5 protein-coding genes are annotated in these 5,114 nt (G+C 73.1%); 3 read left to right on the forward strand and 2 right to left on the reverse strand.

What is annotated here, in order from left to right:
* Positions 1 to 194 precede the first annotated feature (194 nt).
* Genes E1265_RS33420 through era form a run of 3 tightly spaced genes read left to right on the forward strand, consistent with a single transcriptional unit; the run spans position 195 to position 2,246 of the window.
* Positions 195 to 905, forward strand: coding sequence for a hypothetical protein (locus E1265_RS33420; RefSeq protein WP_132934706.1), 711 nt, complete (start codon positions 195 to 197; stop codon positions 903 to 905).
* 28 nt (positions 906 to 933) lie between these two features.
* On the forward strand, positions 934 to 1,281 hold the full coding sequence (locus E1265_RS33425) for a cytidine deaminase (RefSeq protein WP_132934707.1): 348 nt from the start codon (positions 934 to 936) through the stop codon (positions 1,279 to 1,281).
* The gene (era, locus tag E1265_RS33430; protein ID WP_132934708.1) at positions 1,278 to 2,246 is read left to right on the forward strand and encodes a GTPase Era; all 969 of its coding nucleotides are present in this window, start codon (positions 1,278 to 1,280) and stop codon (positions 2,244 to 2,246) included. Before E1265_RS33425 ends, era begins: the two co-directional genes overlap by 4 nt.
* Before the next feature lie 39 nt (positions 2,247 to 2,285).
* Here the strand turns inward: era and E1265_RS33435 are convergent, their stop codons facing one another.
* Entirely contained in the window at positions 2,286 to 2,948 is a 663-nt protein-coding gene (locus E1265_RS33435; RefSeq protein WP_132934709.1) for a TerB family tellurite resistance protein, read from the reverse strand.
* Positions 2,949 to 3,051: 103 nt separating this feature from the next.
* The gene (gene leuA, locus E1265_RS33440) at positions 3,052 to 4,806 is read right to left on the reverse strand and encodes a 2-isopropylmalate synthase (protein ID WP_132934710.1); all 1,755 of its coding nucleotides are present in this window, start codon (positions 4,804 to 4,806) and stop codon (positions 3,052 to 3,054) included.
* Positions 4,807 to 5,114: the final 308 nt, after the last annotated feature.

Consider the following 5,114-nt stretch of genomic DNA (forward strand, 5'->3'; position numbering starts at 1 on the left):
GGGTAGTCCTCGCGTGGGCGCCCATGCGGCGACCGGCGGTGCAGCCGCCTCGGGCGGCGCGGGGTGGGGGAAAACCCGGTGCGGAGCGCCGCCGCCACACCGCGCGGAGCGCACCCGCGCAGGACCCGCAGGACGTCACTCGAACGGCCGCATGGCGGTGGCCAGCGCAGCGATCCGGTGGCGCCATGGGGGCTATGTACTCGCATCTGCGGACAGCCGTCGTCGCCGGCGTCGCCCTGGCCGCCACGGCCCTCATACCCGGGCGGCCGGTGGCCGCCGACGCGCTCTCCGAGAAGGAGCTGCGCGTCGCGCTCCTGGACGCCGTCGACTTCCCCGAGGGCTGGGCCAGCGACAGCGCCCGCTCGGCCCGCGAGCGCGGCTTCGGCGTTCCGGAGCCGACCGAGCGCGACTGCCGTGAGCTGTTCGACAGCGCCGAGGAGACCAAGGCGCGCGCCGGCTTCGCCAAGACCCGCAGCGGGCCGTTCGTCACCACCGTCGTCGCCGCGCACGAGGACGAGGGCTCGGCCCGCCGCGCGCTCGACGGGCTGCGTGAGGCCACCGCCGAGTGCGCCACCATCCACACCCGGGAGGGCGCCTCGGGCGGCACCACCGTCGCCTACGAGGCGACCACGCTCGACGTCGACCGGCTCGGCGAGGACAGCACCGCGATCCGGTTCAGCCGGCGGGCCCCGGAGGGCGAGACCGGGGACACCAGGGTCGTCGCCGACCTCGTCGTCGCCCGCGTCGGGGCCCACCTGGTGCGGGTGGCGCAGGCCGGCCGCGACGACAAGGGCACCGGCGACGTCTCCGACATCGCCGAGACGGCCGTCAGGAAGCTGGAGGACGTGTGCGAGGGACGCTCGCCCGCGCCCCGCAGAGACCAGCCGGGCACCACGGATCTCTGAGCCGCCACGCCCCGTTAAGCTCGGGGCCATGACAGACGCCGTTGATCCCGAGGACACCAAGATCATCACGCTGGCGCGCAGCGCCCGCGCCCGCAACGGCGTGCCCGAGGGGGCGGCGGTCAGGGACGAGACGGGCCGCACCTACGTGGCCACCACCGTCACGCTCGACTCGCTCCGGCTGAGCGCCCTGCGCGCCGCCGTCGTGCTGGCCGCGTCCAGCGGCGCCGCCTCGCTCGAGGCCGCCGCCGTCGTCACCGCGGCCGCGTCGCTGCCGGCCGACGACCTCGCGGCCGTTCGAGACCTCGGCGGCGCCGGCACCCCCGTCCTGCTGGCTGGCCCGGACGGCGCCCTTCGTGCGACGATCCCCGCGTCATGAGCACCCCAGATTCCCCCCGCGACGCCTTCCCGGCGTTCCCGGCGTACCCGGACGACCACCGCTCCGGCTTCGCCTGCTTCGTCGGCCGCCCCAACGCGGGCAAGTCGACGCTGACCAACGCGCTGGTCGGCACCAAGGTCGCGATCACCTCGAACCGCCCGCAGACCACCCGGCACAGCGTCCGCGGCATCGTGCACCGCCCCGACGCCCAGCTGGTGCTGGTCGACACCCCCGGGCTGCACAAGCCGCGCACCCTCCTCGGCCAGCGGCTCAACGACGTCGTCCGCACCACCTGGGCCGAGGTCGACGTCATCGGCTTCTGCCTGCCAGCCAACGAGAAGATCGGCCCCGGCGACCGCTTCATCGCCAAGGAGCTGGCCAACATCCGCCGCACCCCCAAGATCGCGGTGGTCACCAAGACCGACCTGGTGACCGCCGAGGCCCTGGCCGAACAGCTCATCGCCGTCGACCGCCTCGGCAAGGAGATCGGCGTGGAGTGGGCCGAGATCGTGCCGGTCTCGGCCGTCGCCGGCCAGCAGGTGTCGCTGCTCGCCGACCTCCTGGTGCCGCTGCTGCCCGAGGGCCCGCCGCTCTACCCGGAGGGCGACCTGACGGACGAGCCCGAGCAGGTCATGATCGCCGAGCTGATCAGGGAGGCCGCGCTCGAGGGCGTGCGGGACGAGCTGCCGCACTCGATCGCCGTGGTGGTCGAAGAGATGCTGCCCCGCGAGGACCGCCCCGAGGACCGCCCCCTCCTCGACATCCACGCCAACCTGTTCATCGAGCGGCCGAGCCAGAAGGGCATCGTCATCGGCCCCAAGGGCCAGCGGCTGCGGGACGTCGGCACCAAGGCCCGCAAGCAGATCGAGGCGCTGCTCGGCACGCCGGTCTTCCTCGATCTGCACGTCAAGGTCGCCAAGGACTGGCAGCGCGACCCCAAGCAGCTCCGCCGCCTCGGCTTCTGAGTTCCCCGCCCTCTGACTCCTGCCCTCTGTCCGGCGCGCCTAGCGGCCCTTCGGCCCGCTCGGCCCTGCCGGGCCGAGCAGCCGCTCGGTGGCGGCGACCGGCAACGACAGCGCCTCGCCGATGGTCGAGAGCGTCCCCCGCTCGGCCGCCGTACACGGCCCGTCGGCCAGCGCGATCCGCGCGCCGAGCAGCAGCAGACTCTCCCGGCCCGGGGCCGCCAGGTGCGGCGTGACCGCGCCGACGGCCGCCCGCACCTCGTGGTCGAGCGGCGGCAGCCGACGGCAGGCCATCGCCGCCTGGAGGGTCAGCAGCCCGTCCTCCGTGCACTCCGGGTAGCCCGCGCCGCGGACTGCGGACGCCGCGGCCCGCCGGGCGGCGGCCTCCTCGCCGCCGCCCGCCGCCAGCATCGCCAGCGCGATCGCGTACACCGCGTCCCGCAGCAGCCCGGCCAGCCTCGTCGTGGTCGGCTGGCCGAGCGAGTCCGGCGGGAAGTGGCCGCGGCACGAGACGCACTCCACGACCGGCTCGGCCGCGCCGCGCGGGAGCACCGGGAGGCCGAGGACCGTCAGCCGCCGCCGGCCCGTCAGCAGCCGGTAGCAGCGGTCGCCCCCGCAGCCCGCGCAGAAGAAGTCGCCGTCGTCGACGATCCGCCACGCCGTCCGGACGCCCGCCACCCTGAGCCCCACCCTGGAGCGCACCACGCCGTACCTCCATCACCCGCCGGCAACATCGCCGACGTGATGTTAACCACACACAGGGTCGGGAGTCAGCAATGCGAACGGACCGAACCGAGTCCGATCGTCCCTAGCGCGCCGCGCGGTTGACGGCCGAGACCACGGCCTTGAGCGAGGCGCGCACGATGTTGGCGTCGATGCCGACGCCCCACAGCACCCGGTCCCCGATCGCGCACTCGATGTAGGCCGCCGCCTTCGCGCCCGCGCCCTCGCTCATCGTGTGCTCCACGTAGTCCAGCAGTCTGACGTCCACCACACCCGCCGAGGACAGCGCGTCGAAGAAGGCGGCCAGCGGCCCGTTGCCCGTGCCCGTCAGCACCGTGTCGACGCCGTCCACGACGGCCTCCACGGTGAGCGCGTCCGCGCCCTCGGACGAGGTCGACGCCTGCGCGTCGCGCAGCGCGATCCGGCCCCAGCCCGTGACGCCCGGCAGGTACTCGTCGGAGAAGATCTCCCAGATCTGCGCCGGGGTGACCTCGCCGCCCTCCGCGTCCGTCCGCTCCTGGATCATCCGCGAGAACTCCACCTGCATCCGGCGCGGCAGGTCCAGCTTGTGGTCGTTCTTGAGCACGTAGGCCACACCGCCCTTGCCGGACTGCGAGTTGACCCGGATCACGGCCTCGTAGGAGCGGCCCACGTCCATCGGGTCGATCGGCAGGTACGGCACGTCCCACGCCAGCCGGTCCACGCTGACGCCCTCGGCCGCGGCCTGGTCGGCCATCGCCTCGAAGCCCTTCTTGATGGCGTCCTGGTGGGAGCCGGAGAAGGCGGTGTAGACGAGGTCGCCCACGTAGGGGTGGCGCGGCGCGATCTCCATCTGGTTGCAGTACTCCCAGGTACGACGGATCTCGTCGATGTCCGAGAAGTCGATCTGCGGGTCGATGCCCTGCGAGAACAGGTTCATGCCCAGCGTCACCAGGTCGACGTTGCCGGTGCGCTCGCCCTGCCCGAACAGACAGCCCTCCACCCGGTCGGCGCCGGCCATCAGCGCCAGCTCGGCGGCGGCGACGGCGGTGCCGCGGTCGTTGTGCGGGTGCGTGGACAGGCAGATGAACTCGCGGCGGGACAGGTTCCGCGACATCCACTCGAAGCGGTCGGCGTGCGTGGACGGCGTGGAGCGCTCGACGGTGGCCGGCAGGTTGAGGATGATCTCGCGGCCCTCCTCCGGCTGCCACACGTCCATCACCGACTCGCAGACCTCCAGCGCGAAGTCCAGTTCGGTGTCGGTGAAGATCTCGGGGCTGTACTGGTAACCGAAGACGGTCCGGTCGTCCAGCAGCTTCTCGGCGCACTTCACCACCAGGCGGGTGCCGTCCACCGCGATCTGCCGCACCTCGTCCCGGCCGCCCCGGAACACCACGCGGCGGAAGGTCGGCGCGGTGGCGTTGTACAGGTGCACGGTGGCGCGGCGCGCGCCCACCAGCGACTCGACGGTCCGCTCGATCAGCTCCTCGCGCGCCTGGGTCAGCACGGAGATGGTGACGTCCTCCGGGATGGCGTCCTCTTCGATGATCGACCGCACGAAGTCGAAGTCGGTCTGACCTGAGGAGGGGAAGCCGACCTCGATCTCCTTGTAGCCCATGCGTACCAGCAGGTCGAACATCGCGCGCTTGCGGGTGGGCGACATCGGGTCGATCAGGGCCTGGTTGCCGTCCCGCAGGTCGGTGGAGAGCCAGCGGGGCGCTGCGGTGACGCGGTTGTTCGGCCAGGTGCGGTCGGGGATGTCCACGGCCTCGAACGGGCGATAACGGTGGATGGGCATGCCGGAGGACCGCTGGCGGACGGTCGCGTTCGTCTGGGGGGTCGGCTTGCCGGTGACGCTCATGATGTTCGGGTCTCCTGCGCGGTATGACGGCTGATCGCTGTGGAAGGGCCGACGGGCAGCGCCGAACTCCGCGGGGAGGGGGTCGGCCTGGTGACTACAGACCCTCGCCGCGGCGGCTAAGGAGAAGGATCCCGAAACGCATCGCCCGCCAAGCGTAACCCGCACGGCGAACGAGACCACGCCCGTATCACCATCCGAGACGGCCCCCCGGGCCCGCTGCGCGCTTGGCGTCGGCCACGTCGCGGTCGCGCCTGACCCGGGCCTGGCGGCGGTGCCGGCCTGGCGGCCGTGCCGCGCCCACCCACCCG

Origin of the sequence: Streptomyces sp. 8K308 (assembly GCF_004348315.1) — a bacterium.
Classification (GTDB): Bacteria; Actinomycetota; Actinomycetes; order Streptomycetales; family Streptomycetaceae; genus Streptomyces.